This window comes from Labrys sp. 22185, from assembly GCF_052045555.1.
GTDB lineage: Bacteria > Pseudomonadota > Alphaproteobacteria > Rhizobiales > Labraceae > Labrys > Labrys neptuniae.
Window position 1 is genome coordinate 3,915 of record NZ_JBQEPH010000026.1, and the last position, 14,059, is coordinate 17,973.

The following is a 14,059-nucleotide window of genomic DNA, read 5'->3' on the forward strand; positions in this document are numbered from 1 at the left end:
CTTGCCGGAGGAGCCGACGCTCACCGTGGAATTGGCGGCATTGCCGGCATAATTGTAGCTTGTGCCGTTGATCGTGCCACTCGGCGTGTTGACCACGGCGGCCGTGGTCGAGCCGGCACCCAGAGCGACGTCGTTGGCATTGCCTGCATTCGAGCCAGAGCCGAGAGCAACGGCATTGGCGGCTGCGCCCGTGGCCTTGTCACCGAAAGCAAGAGCACCGGCAGCTGCGGCATTGGATTGATTGCCGAGCGAAACGGAACCCTGCCCGACCGCGAAATTGGCATTGCCCAGCGCGACCGCGCCATTGGCCGCCGTGGTGCCGGTCGTGTTGCCGGCGGCGGTATTGTTGGCACCGAGCGCCACGGCACCCGTGCCGTTGGCCACATTCGGGTCGCCGATCGCCACCGCGCCATCACCGATGGCCTTCTGACCCAGGCCGATGGCGACGGCCCCTCCAGCCGCGGTCGCGGCGTTGGCATTGGCGCCCACGCCGATGGCGACGTTCTGGCCCGTTGCACCGGAAATCGAGTTCAGACCGACGGCCACGCCATTGGCGCCGGCCGCCTTGGAATTGGTGCCGATCGCAGTCGCGTTGGCGGCATTGGCATTGGCGGCAAGACCGAAGGCAATCGCGCTGTCGCCATTGGCGGTCGCGCTAATACCAAAGGCAATTGCATTGGCCTGCGCAGCATTCGCCGATTGTCCGAATGCGATGGCATTGGCGGCGTTGGCCACGCTTCCCCCACCGAAGGTGACGGCATTGGTTCCGTTCGCCTTGGAAGAAACACCAAAGGCGATCGCATTGGTGGACGTCGCCAGCGAATTGCTGCCCATCGCAACGGCGTCGACACCGCTGGCGTTCGACGACACGCCATAAGCCATGGCGTTCTGGGCCAGTGCATTGGAGGAGCGGCCCACCGCGATGGCATTCTCGCCGGTCGCCCTGACACCATAGCCCATGGCATAGGCGGCATTGGCAGTAGCCTGGGCACCCAGGCCGATCGACACTGCGCCGACCCCCGACGAAGTCGTCGTCCCACCGAGGGATCCTTGCCCGCCGATCGCGATGGCATCGACATTGTTGGCGATCGACTGCGCACCGATCGCGACGGAATCCTGCCCCGTCGACTGGGCACTGGCGCCGAAGGCCAACGTGTCACCGGCATTGGTGTTGCTCTTGGCAAACGCTCCGCCGCCAAAGGCTATGGCGCTGCCCGCAGAACCCGCCACAGCATTGGATCCGGTGCCGATGGCGATTGCAGTGGATCCCGATGAACCGGCTCCGCCGGACGCCGAGGAGGAGGTGCCGATTGCGATCGCGTTCAAGCCGTTTGCCAGCGCGCCATCGCCCTGCGCCATGCCATAGCTGGCGGCGACATTGGCGCCACGGCCGATGGCAATGCCGGACGTCGAAGCGGCAGTAACCGTCGATTGTCCGCCAAAGGCAATCGAATTGGCACCGGCAGCCTGGGCACCACGTACGTCATTCGCACCGATGGCAATCGAGCTCTGGCCGGATGCCGTTGTCGAGTTGGCCACGCTCAAGGCATTCGTGCCATTGCCGCCGGCGCCACCAATAGCCACGGAATTGTTTCCGGTCGCCCGGGTGCCGAAACCGACGGCAGTGGCTGCCGTCGCGGTCGCCTGGGCCTCCAAGCCGATCCCCGTGCCCCATTTGCCCCCAAGACTCATCACGCCAAAGGCTGATCCGCCTTCGCCGGTTGCCTTGGCGAAGGATCCGTAGACCGAGCCTGCCGTCACACCCGACGCACTCGATTCGCAACCCGCCACGGTCGAATAGGTACCCGTTCCATCGGTAGCCTGATTTGTGGTGCCCCCCGGGTTTGTCCGCCCCACAACGCTGTTGCTACCCGTCACGCAGGACGGCGAGGTGTTGATCGTGTTGGCAAGGGCCGCTCCCCCGCTCCACAGGCTCAGCAGGATCGCCGCCATCGCGGTACCTCCGAGCACACAACTCACCCGCCCCCCGCTGGCGAGCGCACCGATGCCCAGGCGCTTGCCCCTCATACCCATCACGCGATGCGCCATGCGCAGTACGGCATGGATGCGTCGACGCAAGCTGCGATGGGCATGCTTGGCGAGATGAATGCTGTCGTGGTTCGGCATGGGGCCCCGGTCTATCTGAAACGCCGCGTCTCACAGGCAAAGCCGTCCCGTCCGAGGACAGCTTTGTTAGCAGTTGACCTAGGGATTCCCGATTACCGGGTAGCGATTCGTATTCCGAATACTTGGTCCCCCGACTCTCCATATCCCTTGACGAAGGACCGGCAGCCGTAGCGTCAGATAAACAGAATCCTCCGCATATCCGTTTAATACTCATGATTCCGTAAGGGTGTAAATACTGTATGAGATTCCTTTAAAAGTACATTTTTACCTCTAATTTAAAATAAACTATCGATCTCAATCGAATTAAGTTGAAATCTGGAAAATATTTATAGCTCAAAAGGAGTATTATCGAAAACTGGAGTCAAAAATTCGAAAAAAGATTGAAAAATTATTCATAAAATAAAATGAATCCCAGGGCTCATATTTAAAATATGATAAATCGATGAATTGATTATCGACTCTATTTAATTCATATTTCAAAGGTGATTTCTATATCAGGTACAAAATTTAATCGTCTCAAATCATTGCAGATACATAATTTCGTATCTCAATATACGTGAAATCAATTCTGAATTACCAAGTTGGCCGGGAGTGCTTTTGCGAATAGACGACTTTGCCACCAGCGACAGGAGGCGCGCGCCCTAACACGAAGGAATTAAGCCTATCGGCCGGGCATCGCCGTTCCCGGCGCTGTTGCGCACATGCAACAAAGCGAGAAAAATCAGCCCCGCCGCCCGCCAGGCCAGCTCTTCGCCTCAGTCGGTGGACTAAGCAAGCGCCCAGAAAGACCGTCCACCCGATGCAGTCATCAGGGACGCTTGCCCCTGTCTAGCCCCTGAAAGAAAAGGGCGGCCCGAAGGCCGCCCTCACTGCAAAATCTATTGGACCGGAGCCGGTTCGGGTTCCGGCTTGGGCTTGGGTTTTGGCTTGGGTTTTGGTTTGGGCTTGCCTTCAGGCTTGGGCTTGCCTTCAGGCTTGGCATCCGGCGCAACCGCCGGTGTCGCGGGCGTCGGTATCGGACCTTGAGCGGCATTCGGTCCGCTGGCACCGGGCACAACGCCGGCCTGGGCAATGTTGACACTCAGCCCATAAAGCAACAGGCGCTTATCGACACCTTGGAAAAGAAGCTCGAATGTCAGTTTCGTATCGGCATTCACCGGAAAGAAGCCCGCAAGGTGGAGCAATCCGTTTTTCTCGACCTGGGGCGGGAGGGTGATCGTCGGTTCGAGCACCAGCGCCGCCGCGAGATCCAGATCGACCTTGCGCTGGCTGGCGAAAACTTCTGCCAGCCTGGCATCACTGTTTTCCCGCTGGAAATCCGGCGAGCCGAGATCGCGCAGCACCGAGTAGTTGCCGGTCTTGTTGGCCTGGTCGAGCGCGATCAGGGTGGAGCGCACCAGGATCAGGACGGTCTTGGGATCGAGGTTCATCGCCTGCGGCCCCGCCGGTGCCGCATTGGCGGGAGCCGGCGCAGCCGGAACGGGCACAGGCTGTTGCTGCTGCGCCATGGCGGGCAGTGCCAGGCTCGCCGCAATCGCGACGGCGAGCAGCCCCGCTCGGCGCATCACGGGAGTGAGGCGTCTCCGCCAGGGTCTGCTCTGCGATGGGCGACGTTTCATAGGATCCAGGCCTCGTTGGGTTTGGCGCAATGCCCGAGGTTTCACAGATTTATACCCGTCTGTCACCTTGCAAGTTCCAATCTATCCTCGCCTGTGTAGACTCGATACATGCGATCTCGACAGATCGATAAGCATCATAACACCACCGCCGCGTATTTCGGTGCAACAACGTTACGGAATAAAGAATGGACATTCGTGCCGGTTGCCTTCTCCTTGCCCTTGCCGCTGGCGGTTCGGGGACGGTTTCACCGATTGCAGCCCTGGCGCAGGATCAGCCGGCCGCAAAGCCCACTCGCAAGAGCAAACCGGCGGCAAGGCAGCCGGCCAAGCCTGCTCCCGCTCCCCGGGCTCCGGTGATATTGCCGGAACCACCCCTGCCCGTCCGGCAGGTCAACCAGCTCGGCCTGACCCAATGCGCGGGCCTCGTCGACCAGATGTCACGCGGTGCCCTCAATGCCAGATATGACGTCCAGTCAGGCTGGAACCGCCAGGCTCCGACGCAGCACGTCTTCCAGAGCGTCGCCGTCATCGATCGCCCGGAGGTGACCCCAGCCAATGGCCTCGCCGCCATCATCGCCACGCCGACGCCGTCGGGCAGCTGCGACGGGGTAACCGTACAGGTCTTCCCGCTCGCCAGCGATTGCGCCACGGCGCAGACCTATATGCGCTCTTCCGGTGCCAGCCCGATCCCGATCCTCAACACCCAGATCATGATCGACCGCAACGGCAAGCGCATCTTCCTGCTGCCGGGCGTGAACAAGACCTGCATCGCCGTCTCCGTCGATTCCAGCTTCGGTCCGGGGCCGGTCGTTCAGGCCCCGGCATCACCCGTGCTCGGACCGGCATCGCCGCCGCCCTCGGCGCCCTCGCCGATCCCCGATTCTATCGTGCCGCATGCCGCCCCGGCCATGCCGCCGAGCTCGGAAATCCTGCCGACGGCCCAGCCGCCGAAATGAACCCGGGAACGCAAGAAGACGTCCAGCGGGCCGGCTGTGCATGACGGAAGGGAATGGCTTGATTCGCCTTTCCAACCTGCTCTAATCGCCGGCGTGGCGATCCCCCGTCCGGCGCCCCGCCAGGCCTCAATCGAAAAGCAGGTCATGCTCGATATTTCAGCCCTCCAGTCGATGAAGGTGTTGTTCGCAACGCCCTGCTATATCTCTGCCGTCAGCATGAATTATGTGGTCAGCATGTATTCGCTGGCCTGCGATGCCACGCAGCTCGGCCTGAAAACCGTGCTGCACATGCATTCGGAAAGCCTGATCACGCGCGGACGCAACATGGTCGTGCTGAAGTTCATGCAGGACGAATCCTATACGCATCTGTTCTGGATCGACTCCGACATTTCCTTCACCACCCAGCAGGTCATCCGCCTGCTGCTCGCCGATCGCGACGTGGCCGGCGGGGTCTATCCGATCAAGTCGCTGGCCTGGCCCGAGCCCCTGCCGGCCGGCCTGACCAAGGACGAGATGGAAATCCGCTTCGCCCGTTATGCCTTCAATCCCGTCGACCACGGCAAGACGCCGATCGGCCAGCATGTCGATGATGAAGGCTTCATCGAGGTCTCGGAGGCGCCCACCGGCTTCATGGTGATCAAGCGCCATGTCTTCCCCAAGCTGATGCAGGCCTATCCCCATCTCAACTACACGCCGGACGGACCGCCCAACAACCCGCTCAAGCCGCTGCACTGGCTGTTCTTCGACTGCATGGTCGATCCCGATTCCGGGCGCTATCTGTCGGAAGACTATGCCTTCTGCCGGCGCTGGCGCGACATCGGCGGCAAGGTCTGGATCGATTCCCAGTCCAAACTGCAGCATCTGGGCCAGTACAATTATGTCGGCGATGTCGAGACCAGCCTGAAGCAGCAAGGGCACTGGTAGGGCCGGCTCGAAGCGGCAGGGAGGCGAATGTCGGAGCAGGCCATGACGACACCCCTGGTCGAGCTCCTCGGCCCGACGCGCCGCACCCATATCGTCGACATCGGCGCCAATCCGATCGATGGGGAACCACCCTATAGAGCCATGCTGACGGCAGGCCTCGCCCGGCTTACCGGCTTCGAGCCGCAGGCCGAGGCGCTGGCGAGGCTCGAGGCGGCCAAGGGGCCGAACGAGAGCTATCTGCCCCACGCCATCGGCGATGGCGGCGAGGCCTATCTCAATCTCTGCGCCTATTCGGGCTGGAGCAGCCTGCTCACCCCGCGCCAGGACGCGCTGGAGGTGTTTTCCTATTTCAAGCCCAATGCACAGGTGATCGGTCGCATCCCGGTACGCACCACCCGCCTCGACGACCTGACGGTGCTCCCAGAGATCGACATGCTCAAGATCGACGTACAGGGCGCCGAGCTCGCCGTGTTTCGGAATGCCCGCGAGAAACTGCGCTCGGCCGTGGCCATCCAGACCGAGATCTCCTTCGTCGCGCTCTACGAGAACCAGCCGGGTTTCGGAGAGATCGACATCGAGCTGCGCGCGCAAGGCTTCGTGCCGCATTGCTTCAAGGCGGTGAAGTTCAGCCCGATGGCGCCCTATGCCAGGCCGGAGAGCTGGACGCCGGCCACAAACCAGCTCCTGGAAGCCGACATCGTCTATGTCCGGGACTTCGTCGACCCCGACGCCATGAGCGACGAGCAGCTCAAGCATCTGTGCCTCATCGCCCAATATCTGTATGGCAGCGTCGAGCTGTGCGGACGCTGCATCGATCTGCTGCAACGGCGCGGCGCCCTGCCGCCGGATACGCTGGCGAGGTACACCGCCCTGCTGGAGACGGCGCGGCCGTCGACCGCAAGCTGAGGGGACTTGACGACGCAGCGGCAGGCGCGTTCTGTGGAGCCCCATCGAGACCCCTCCCCATGTCCGCCGACACCAGCGCTTCCCGTCACCCCGAAGTCGCCGCCTATCTTGCCGCCCATCCCGATACCCGTTTCATCGAAGCCTTTACCCCCGATTTGACCGGCTATGGCTTCGGCAAGCGCCTGCCGATCGAGGAGATCGACAGCCTCTATCGCTCCGGCATGGGCTTTTCCGCCGCTCCCTATGTGCTCGATGCCCGGCATGACGGTTACGGCTCCGGCGGCATCGGCTGGGACGATGGCGATCCCGATGCCAAGGGCGTGCCGATCCCGGGCACCCTGAAGCCGATGCCTTGGGCGGCCGTGCCGACGGCGCAGGTCATGCTCGACATCGCCTACGCGGTGTCGGGCGAGCCGCTGTGGACGGATCCCCGCCATTTGCTCAAGACCATCCTGTCCCGCCTCGCCGCCGACGGGCTCCATCCCACCGTCGCCTGCGAATACGAATTCTTCCTCACCGACGGGACGCGCGAGGCCGATGGCCGCATCCGCCCGCCGATCCTCAAGCGCACCGGCCGCCCGCTCGGCCCGCCCACCAATCTCTCCGTGCTGACGCTGGAGGAAGTGGCGCTGTGGTCGGCCCGGGCCGACGACGCGGCGCGCGCACAGAATGTGCCGATGGGCAGCATCATCGCCGAGATGGGCGTCGGCCAGTTCGAGACCAACCTGCATCATACGCCCGACGCCGTGCTCGCCGGCGATCACGCCGTGCTGCTCAAGCGCCTGATCCGCGGCACCGCCCGTGCCGAGGGCTGGGACGCCACCTTCATGGCCAAGCCCTATGAGGACGAGGCCGGGTCGGGCCTGCACGTGCATGTCAGCCTGTGCGATGCCGACGGCCGCAATCTCTTCGCAGACCCGGCAACCGGCGAGCAGCTGATCCGTCACGCCATCGCCGGCATGCAGCGCCTGATGCCGGAATCGCTCGCCTTCTTCGCACCCAACCACAATTCCTTCCGCCGCTTCGGCGGGCTGTTCGCGCCGGTCAACCGCAAATGGGGCGAGGACAACCGCACCGTCGCCCTGCGCATCCCCACCGACAAGGGCGCGGGGCGGCGCATCGAGCATCGCGTCGCCGGCGCCGACGCCAATCCCTATCTGGTGCTGGCCGCCATCCTCGCCGCCGCGCATTACGGCATCACGCGAAAGCTGGAGCCGGATGCGCCCGTGGTCGGCAAGCATGCCGGCTTCACGCGCGATCCCGGCCTGCCAGGCGACGTGTTCGAGGCGGCCCGCCGGCTGGCACGGGCAAGGCTGCTGAAGGAATATTTCTCCAAGCGCTATCTGGAGACCTACGCCCACCTGGTCCATGGCCAGCACGAGGATTTCCTCTCAGTGCTAAGCCCGCGAGAATATGACCTGTTCTTCTGAAACCGACCTATCTGGGATGCCCATAGGCGCTGACTTAAGGGGAGAAGCACGACACCAGCCAACCCTTCGCCCCGTTCTTACGGAGCGTCGTCAACTCTCATGAGTTGACTGTAGGTAAGGATGAGTGGCGGCGCGGACCTGGAAAAACCGAGCGCGCATAGCCCCTCACCTCTATCCTCTCCCCGCAAGAACGGGGCGAGGGGGCTCACATGTGGAGCCATACCTTCAACTCCATCATCTCGCCCACCCCTTAAGTTAGCGCATATGGGCAGGGATGCCTGCGATCCCATGAAGGATCAGATTCCCCGCGCGCCCCGGGCCCGCAGCCTTATCATCACGCCGCGATCGTGCTCCTCGGCGCGCCTGTGCGCCCTGACCTGCAGCAGGTCCTTGCGGGCGATCAGGCCGACCAGGCGGCCGCTCTGGCGATCGAGCACCGGCACGCGGCCGATATCGGCGATGGCCATGCGATCGGCGAGCGCGCCGGCCAGTTCGTCGGCAAAGCCGATCTCGAGATCCTGCCCCTCCAAGATCTCCTGCAGCGACAGGGACTGGATGTCGTCATCCTCCGAGGCATGCACCGACCAGTCGAGGATATGGGCGCGCGAGACCATGCCGACCACGCGCCGCTCGGCATCGACGACCGGATAGCTCTTATGGCAGGGCTCCCCGCTGGTGAAGAAGGCGACGACCCGCGCCACCGTCATCGCCGCCGGCAGCGTGTCGACCTCGCGCACCATCAGATCGGCCACCCGGGCAAGATCGAAGGGATCGGTGTGGTATTCGCCCGAGATGTGATGGCCTCGACGAGCGATCTTCTCGGTGAGGATGGAACGCTTCATGGTCAGCACGGTGGTGGCATAGGCCATGCCGCAGGCGGTCAGCAGCGGCAGGAGCACGCCGAGATTGCCGGTGAGCTCCACGGCAAAGAGCGTCGCCGTCAGGGGCGCACGCATGGTGCCGCCCATCATCGCCGCCATGCCGAGCAGGGCCCAGAAGCCGGGATCGGCTTGCGGCAGGACCAGGCCCGCCAGGGTGCCGAGCGCACCGCCCAGCATCATCAGCGGCGCCAGCACGCCGCCGGAGGTGCCTGAGCCAAGTGAGATTGACCAGATCAGGGATTTGACCACCAGGAGCAGGATCACCGCCTTCACGGCCATCTCGCCTGAGAGGAGGTGGCGGATATTGTCGTAGCCCACCCCGAGCGCGCTCGGATCGAACAGGCCGCCGATGCCGATCGCCAAGCCCCCGAACAGAGGCCACCACATCCAATGCAGCGGCAGGCGGTGGAAGAAATCCTCGCTGGCATAGACCATGGCCGTGAGGATCCCGGAGCCCAGCCCGGCGACGATGCCCATCAACACCCAGCCGAGGAAACCCGGGAAGGTCAGCGCCATGTGCCCGGTGAAGCCGAACAGAGGCGTGGGATCGAGCAGCAGGCCGCGCTCGGCCGCCGCCACCGACGCGGCGACCACCACCGGCAGGAAACTGCGCGGCTTCCATTCGAACAGCAGGAGCTCGATCGCCAGCAGCACGGCGGCGATCGGGGTGCCGAAGACGGCCGTCATGCCCGCCGCAGCGCCGGCGACCAGCAGGGCCTTGCGCTCATTGGCGCTGAGATGGATCATTTGCGCGACGAGCGAGCCGATGGCTCCGCCGGTCATGATGATCGGGCCTTCGGCGCCGAAGGGGCCGCCCGAGCCGATCGAGATCGCCGAGGAGAGCGGCTTCAGCACGGCCACCTTGGGATTGATCCGGCTCTTGCCGATCAGGATCGCCTCCATCGCCTCGGGAATGCCATGGCCGCGGATCTTCTCCGAACCGAAGCGGGCCATAAGGCCGATGATCAGGCAGCCGATCACCGGTACGAACACGGCGGTCCAGCCGAGCGGCGTACCGGAGATCGACAGGTTCTCGAGCGAGAACCGGCCGTAATAGGCGATGTTGGTGCACAGCGTGATCAGGCGTAGCAGCACGAAGGCCGCCCCCACGCCGGCCGTGCCGACGAAAACGGCGATCGCCATCAGCAGGATCACCCGCCGATCGGTGGTGAAGTCGCCCAGGCGCGCCGGCAATTCGCGGGTTCCCGCCTCGGCATCCTGCCCGGGCGTGCCCAGAGTCGAAGTCGTCATGTCGCTGATATCCATCTGTCGGGGCTAGCCCCGGCTGAATTTTGTATCGCAATACGATATATTTTGCGCAAGTCAATGGATTTTCGTAGAGATGGCGGCAGACAGGAGAATCGCAGAACCATGGACCCCAAGCGGCAGCAAGATCCTGATTACGCCGCCCTGGCGCGATTCCGGCATGCCTTGCGCAAATTCCTGGTCTTCAGCGAAGCGGCGGCCGGCGCGGCGGGACTGACGGCCCAGCAGCATCAGGTCCTGCTCGCCATCGCGGGCCTGTCGCAGGACGGCGCCCTTTCGATCGGAGAGCTGGCCGAGATCCTGATCCTGCGCCACCACAGCGTGGTCGAGCTGGTCGACCGGCTCAGCAAGCTCGGCCTGGTCGAACGCATGGCCGATCCGGCGGATGGCCGGCGTGTGCTGGTGCGGCTGAGCGAAGCCGGCAGGCAGAAGCTGCAGACCCTGTCGGAAACCCACCTGAAGGAACTGGCGGCCATCGGGCCGGCGCTTTCCGAGCTCCTGCAGGCTTTCCGGGGCTGATCACGTCGCCGGCATTGGCCCCCGGGGCCGGCCTCAAATCGGCGTGAGGCGTAACGAAGCCTCCCCATCCGCTCGTATAATCACAGGCAATCCGATGGATGGAGGACGATGATGAAACGGCGCGGCATTCTGTTCATGGCGGCGGGCCTGGCGGCCAGCCTCGGCACCGGCCTGTGGTTTTCAGCCTCGAGCGCCGAGGAAGCGCCGCGCCTGGTAGCGCCCCCCACCCTCGATAGCCGCCCGGGCGCGGCGTCGGAGACGGCGGTGCTGGCAGGCGGCTGTTTCTGGGGCGTGCAGGGTGTGTTCCAGCATGTGAAAGGCGTTACCTCGGCGGTTTCGGGCTATGCCGGCGGCACGGCCGACACCGCCACCTATGAAACCGTCTCGACCGGATCAACCGGCCATGCCGAGGCGGTGCGCATCCGCTTCGACCCGCGCCTCATCTCCTACGGGCGGATCCTGCAGATCTATTTCTCGGTGGCGCATGATCCCACCCAGCTCAACCGCCAGGGCCCCGACAGCGGCACGCAATATCGCTCGCAGATCTTCACCACCAGCGCGGAGCAGGCCCGGATCGCTGCCGCCTATGTCAGCCAGCTCGACGGCGCCAAAACCTTCGCCCGCCCGATCGCGACGCGCATCGCGCCGTTGCGGGGCTTCTTTTCAGCAGAGGCCTATCATCAGGATTACCTGACCCGCCATCCGACCCAGCCCTATATCGCTATCAACGACCTGCCCAAGGTAGCCGCGCTGCAGCAGCTCTTCCCGGCTGTCTATCGCAGTGATCCAGTCCTGGTGGCCGGCCGCTGAGGCCGAACTACGAAGCAGGAATCGTGACGTTGCGGCTGAAATGCACGATGCGGCGATCGGGGCGTTCCTCGATCCGCTCGATCGCATAGCCGCGCCGCTGGTACCAGGCGACGTTCTCAGTGAAACGCTCATTGGTATAGAGCCGCACCAGGCCATGCCCGTCGTGTCGCGCCCGGTCCTCGGCGAAGTCCAGCAGGACCGAGCCGAGGCGCCGGCCCTTGAGCGCGGGCGCCACGGCCAGGCTCCAGATCAGCAGGTGATCGGATTTCGGCTCGATGATGAGGGCCGTCTCCAGCGCCTCGGATGGACCGGACACCCAGATCTCCATCGTCTCGAACAGGGCCGCGAAATCGGCGTCATGCGGCGGCAGGGCCATGCCGATGCGCTGCTTCAGGGGAGCATAGGCTGCCTGCTGCAGGGTGGTGACAGCAGGGATCTCGGTTCTGGTGGCGCGGCGGAGATTCATGACGAGGCTCGTAAAAAGGCGTTGGTGAAGCAATCGCTCAATCGGCAGCGACCGACAAGGCCTCCTCTTTGGAGGGTGGTCCTCTTTCCACGGTGGGCCTCAGCCCGCTCCGAGGCGCTCGAGATAGGCGCAGAACATGTCGGCCATGGCATCTGAGTAGGCTTCGATCTCGGCTGGCGTTCGAGGGCTTTCCGAAAACTGCTTGCCCGCTGCACTCAATGTCGCCGTGATGAGGTCGCCGGCCAGGGTTCGTGTCGTTTCAGCAGCCTTGGGCAGCGCCTCCCGCATGAAGGCCTCGACGACGCCGTCCCCCGCCGCCCTGGCCGCCTCCGCTTCGGGTGCGTCGCGATAGAGCGGCGCCGCATCGTCGAGCGCCACCCGCACCGCAGCCTCGTCGCATTCGGAGCGGATGAAGGCATGGACGACAATACGCAGCCTTTCGAGCGGCGGCTTGGCGCCATCCTGCAGGATGGCGCGCAGCAGCTCGCTCGTCTGCCGCCATTCGTCACTCTGGAGCCGAAACAGGATCGCCGCCTTGTTGGGAAAATATTGATAGAGCGAGCCGACGCTGACACCGGCCTTCTCAGCCACCCGCGCAGTGGTGAAGCGTTGCGCGCCTTCCTGACGCAAAACCTGAATGGCAGCCTCCAATATCGCGGCGACCAGCTCGGTCGAGCGGGTCTGCCGAGGCTGTTTTCGTGAGGAAACGCAAGAGTTTCGACGATCGGTCATCGGGATAGGCGCCAATGCGAATAGTGAATGCGACGAATTAGTCGTATTTCTAGTCCGGCGCAAGGATGCGTTTTTCCCAAACCGGAGCCTACCATGACCACCCTGACCAGCGCCCCGCTTGCGCTCCTGCTGGACCGCCTGTTCGAAGAGGCCGATGCCGCCTCGCCGACAACGATCCCCGCCGTGGCCGAACTCTCCGGCCCGGAACGGGAGCGCCTGATGCGCAGCAAGACCGAATATCTCGACCTCTATGGCCGCCTGAAGGACCTGCCGCTCGCCGTCTCGCGCGAAACCGGCCTGCTTCTCTATATGCTGGCTCGCAGTTGCCAAGCCCGCACGATCATCGAATTCGGAACCTCGTTCGGCATCTCGACCCTGCATCTGGCGGCAGCGCTGCGAGACAATGGCGGCGGCCACCTGATCACCAGCGAGTTCGAGCCCTTCAAGCTGGAACGGGCTCGGCAGAACCTCGCCGCCGGCGGCGTGCTCGATCTCGTCGAGATCCGGGAGGGAAATGCACTGCGCACGCTGGGCACCGACCTGCCCGAGTCGATCGATCTCGTCCTGCTCGACGGCGCCAAGGCCCTCTATCCCGAGATCCTCGATCTGGTGGAGAGCCGGCTCAGGCCCGGCGCCCTCATCGTCGCCGACAATGCCGACTACAGCCCCGACTATCTCGCCCGCGTGCGTTCGCCGGCCCAGGGCTATCTATCGACGCCCTTCGGCGAGGACGTCGAGCTCTCGATGCGGATCGGCTGAGTCCGCGGGCCATACCGCAAGGCATCGAAATGCCCCAAGAGGCTGGGGGCGAACCTCCGGCCCCTCCAGCGCTTCCTGTCGCAAGCGGCAGCACATCGGGCCGCCCACCGCCCCGCCCGGTCCGGCCAGCCGCGACGTGATGGCAGATTGCCGAGCCGGCAAATTGCAAGCACGATACCGATACAACCGGTGCAGCGCTCGACAGGTCGAAACGATGCAACAGCAGCTTCCCTCTGTTTACCAGCAATTGGGCGGCGAAGACGGTATCTCCCGCCTTGTCGATTTGTTCTACGACATCGTCGAGCAGGATCCGGCGGCGGCGGCCCTCCATGTACTGCATCTCGACGGCCATGGCGTCGCCCATTCCCGGGTCGAGCAGACCCGCTTCCTGATGGGCTTCTTCGGCGGGCCGCGCCTCTATGTCGAATTCCACGGACATTCGGACGTCCGCGCCATCCATGCCCATGTGCCGATTACCGCAGAGACCCGCGACATCTGGATCCGCAGCATGGACAAGGCCTTCGACCAGGCCGGCCTGCCGCCTGAGGTCAAGAACAGGGCCATGAAGGCGCTGACCACCGCCGCCCGCCTGGTGCACGACGTCAATCCGCTGCGCAATCGCAGCGACGGAACTGCCGATCGAGCGGGTTCAAACCCGTCCTAG

General features: G+C 64.0%; 13 protein-coding genes. 8 read left to right on the plus strand and 5 right to left on the minus strand.

Annotated elements, in window-relative coordinates; genetic code table 11:
- Positions 1-2,127, minus strand: a 2,127-nt coding sequence (locus ACTJKX_RS30265; RefSeq protein ID WP_440727531.1) for a beta strand repeat-containing protein, incomplete at its 3' end; no start/stop codon positions are given.
- Positions 2,128-3,005: 878 nt separating this feature from the next.
- Positions 3,006-3,692 carry a hypothetical protein gene (locus ACTJKX_RS30270; RefSeq protein WP_440727570.1) on the minus strand — a complete coding sequence of 229 codons (687 nt, stop codon included), beginning with the start codon at positions 3,690-3,692 and terminating at the stop codon, positions 3,006-3,008.
- A gap of 239 nt (positions 3,693-3,931) precedes the next feature.
- Between ACTJKX_RS30270 and ACTJKX_RS30275 the strand changes: the two genes are divergently transcribed.
- From ACTJKX_RS30275 to ACTJKX_RS30290, 4 genes are all read left to right on the plus strand, one after another.
- Positions 3,932-4,702 carry a hypothetical protein gene (locus ACTJKX_RS30275; protein ID WP_440727532.1) on the plus strand — a complete coding sequence of 257 codons (771 nt, stop codon included), beginning with the start codon at positions 3,932-3,934 and terminating at the stop codon, positions 4,700-4,702.
- 144 nt (positions 4,703-4,846) lie between these two features.
- Positions 4,847-5,626, plus strand: a complete 780-nt coding sequence (locus ACTJKX_RS30280; RefSeq protein WP_311944447.1) for a hypothetical protein — start codon at positions 4,847-4,849, stop codon at positions 5,624-5,626.
- 42 nt (positions 5,627-5,668) lie between these two features.
- Positions 5,669-6,532: an FkbM family methyltransferase gene (locus ACTJKX_RS30285; RefSeq protein ID WP_440727533.1), complete on the plus strand. Its 864-nt coding sequence runs from the start codon at positions 5,669-5,671 to the stop codon at positions 6,530-6,532.
- A 59-nt stretch (positions 6,533-6,591) separates the two neighbouring features.
- Positions 6,592-7,962, plus strand: a complete 1,371-nt coding sequence (locus tag ACTJKX_RS30290) for a glutamine synthetase family protein (protein WP_440727534.1) — start codon at positions 6,592-6,594, stop codon at positions 7,960-7,962.
- 296 nt (positions 7,963-8,258) lie between these two features.
- Here the strand turns inward: ACTJKX_RS30290 and ACTJKX_RS30295 are convergent, their stop codons facing one another.
- Positions 8,259-10,094, minus strand: a complete 1,836-nt coding sequence (locus tag ACTJKX_RS30295) for a chloride channel protein (RefSeq protein ID WP_440727535.1) — start codon at positions 10,092-10,094, stop codon at positions 8,259-8,261.
- A gap of 120 nt (positions 10,095-10,214) precedes the next feature.
- Here ACTJKX_RS30295 and ACTJKX_RS30300 point away from each other — a divergent pair, with 120 nt between their 5' ends.
- Both ACTJKX_RS30300 and msrA read left to right on the plus strand, forming a co-directional pair.
- Positions 10,215-10,628 carry a MarR family winged helix-turn-helix transcriptional regulator gene (locus ACTJKX_RS30300; RefSeq protein ID WP_311944442.1) on the plus strand — a complete coding sequence of 138 codons (414 nt, stop codon included), beginning with the start codon at positions 10,215-10,217 and terminating at the stop codon, positions 10,626-10,628.
- A gap of 111 nt (positions 10,629-10,739) precedes the next feature.
- Positions 10,740-11,438, plus strand: coding sequence for a peptide-methionine (S)-S-oxide reductase MsrA (gene msrA / locus ACTJKX_RS30305; RefSeq protein WP_440727571.1), 699 nt, complete (start codon positions 10,740-10,742; stop codon positions 11,436-11,438).
- A gap of 7 nt (positions 11,439-11,445) precedes the next feature.
- On the opposite strand, the gene ACTJKX_RS30310 is transcribed toward msrA, so the two are convergent.
- Together ACTJKX_RS30310 and ACTJKX_RS30315 are read right to left on the minus strand one after the other, a co-directional pair.
- Entirely contained in the window at positions 11,446-11,904 is a 459-nt protein-coding gene (locus ACTJKX_RS30310) for a GNAT family N-acetyltransferase (protein ID WP_440727536.1), read from the minus strand.
- A gap of 99 nt (positions 11,905-12,003) precedes the next feature.
- On the minus strand, positions 12,004-12,636 hold the full coding sequence (locus ACTJKX_RS30315; protein ID WP_394314891.1) for a TetR family transcriptional regulator: 633 nt from the start codon (positions 12,634-12,636) through the stop codon (positions 12,004-12,006).
- A gap of 93 nt (positions 12,637-12,729) precedes the next feature.
- Between ACTJKX_RS30315 and ACTJKX_RS30320 the strand changes: the two genes are divergently transcribed.
- Entirely contained in the window at positions 12,730-13,395 is a 666-nt protein-coding gene (locus ACTJKX_RS30320; RefSeq protein ID WP_440727537.1) for an O-methyltransferase, read from the plus strand.
- Between the two features lie 214 nt (positions 13,396-13,609).
- Positions 13,610-14,059: a group II truncated hemoglobin gene (locus ACTJKX_RS30325; RefSeq protein WP_311944434.1), complete on the plus strand. Its 450-nt coding sequence runs from the start codon at positions 13,610-13,612 to the stop codon at positions 14,057-14,059.

What these genes read in the sequence shown, in the direction of transcription:
- ACTJKX_RS30270 (WP_440727570.1), bottom strand. Translation starts at nt 3,692, where the DNA reads ATGCGCCGAGCGGGGCTGCTCGCCGTCGCGATTGCGGCGAGCCTGGCA.
- ACTJKX_RS30315 (WP_394314891.1), bottom strand. Translation starts at nt 12,636, where the DNA reads ATGACCGATCGTCGAAACTCTTGCGTTTCCTCACGAAAACAGCCTCGG.
- msrA (WP_440727571.1), top strand. Translation starts at nt 10,740, where the DNA reads ATGAAACGGCGCGGCATTCTGTTCATGGCGGCGGGCCTGGCGGCCAGC.
- ACTJKX_RS30290 (WP_440727534.1), top strand. Translation starts at nt 6,592, where the DNA reads ATGTCCGCCGACACCAGCGCTTCCCGTCACCCCGAAGTCGCCGCCTAT.
- ACTJKX_RS30295 (WP_440727535.1), bottom strand. Translation starts at nt 10,094, where the DNA reads ATGACGACTTCGACTCTGGGCACGCCCGGGCAGGATGCCGAGGCGGGA.
- ACTJKX_RS30275 (WP_440727532.1), top strand. Translation starts at nt 3,932, where the DNA reads ATGGACATTCGTGCCGGTTGCCTTCTCCTTGCCCTTGCCGCTGGCGGT.
- ACTJKX_RS30325 (WP_311944434.1), top strand. Translation starts at nt 13,610, where the DNA reads ATGCAACAGCAGCTTCCCTCTGTTTACCAGCAATTGGGCGGCGAAGAC.
- ACTJKX_RS30320 (WP_440727537.1), top strand. Translation starts at nt 12,730, where the DNA reads ATGACCACCCTGACCAGCGCCCCGCTTGCGCTCCTGCTGGACCGCCTG.
- ACTJKX_RS30280 (WP_311944447.1), top strand. Translation starts at nt 4,847, where the DNA reads ATGCTCGATATTTCAGCCCTCCAGTCGATGAAGGTGTTGTTCGCAACG.
- ACTJKX_RS30310 (WP_440727536.1), bottom strand. Translation starts at nt 11,904, where the DNA reads ATGAATCTCCGCCGCGCCACCAGAACCGAGATCCCTGCTGTCACCACC.
- ACTJKX_RS30300 (WP_311944442.1), top strand. Translation starts at nt 10,215, where the DNA reads ATGGACCCCAAGCGGCAGCAAGATCCTGATTACGCCGCCCTGGCGCGA.
- ACTJKX_RS30285 (WP_440727533.1), top strand. Translation starts at nt 5,669, where the DNA reads ATGACGACACCCCTGGTCGAGCTCCTCGGCCCGACGCGCCGCACCCAT.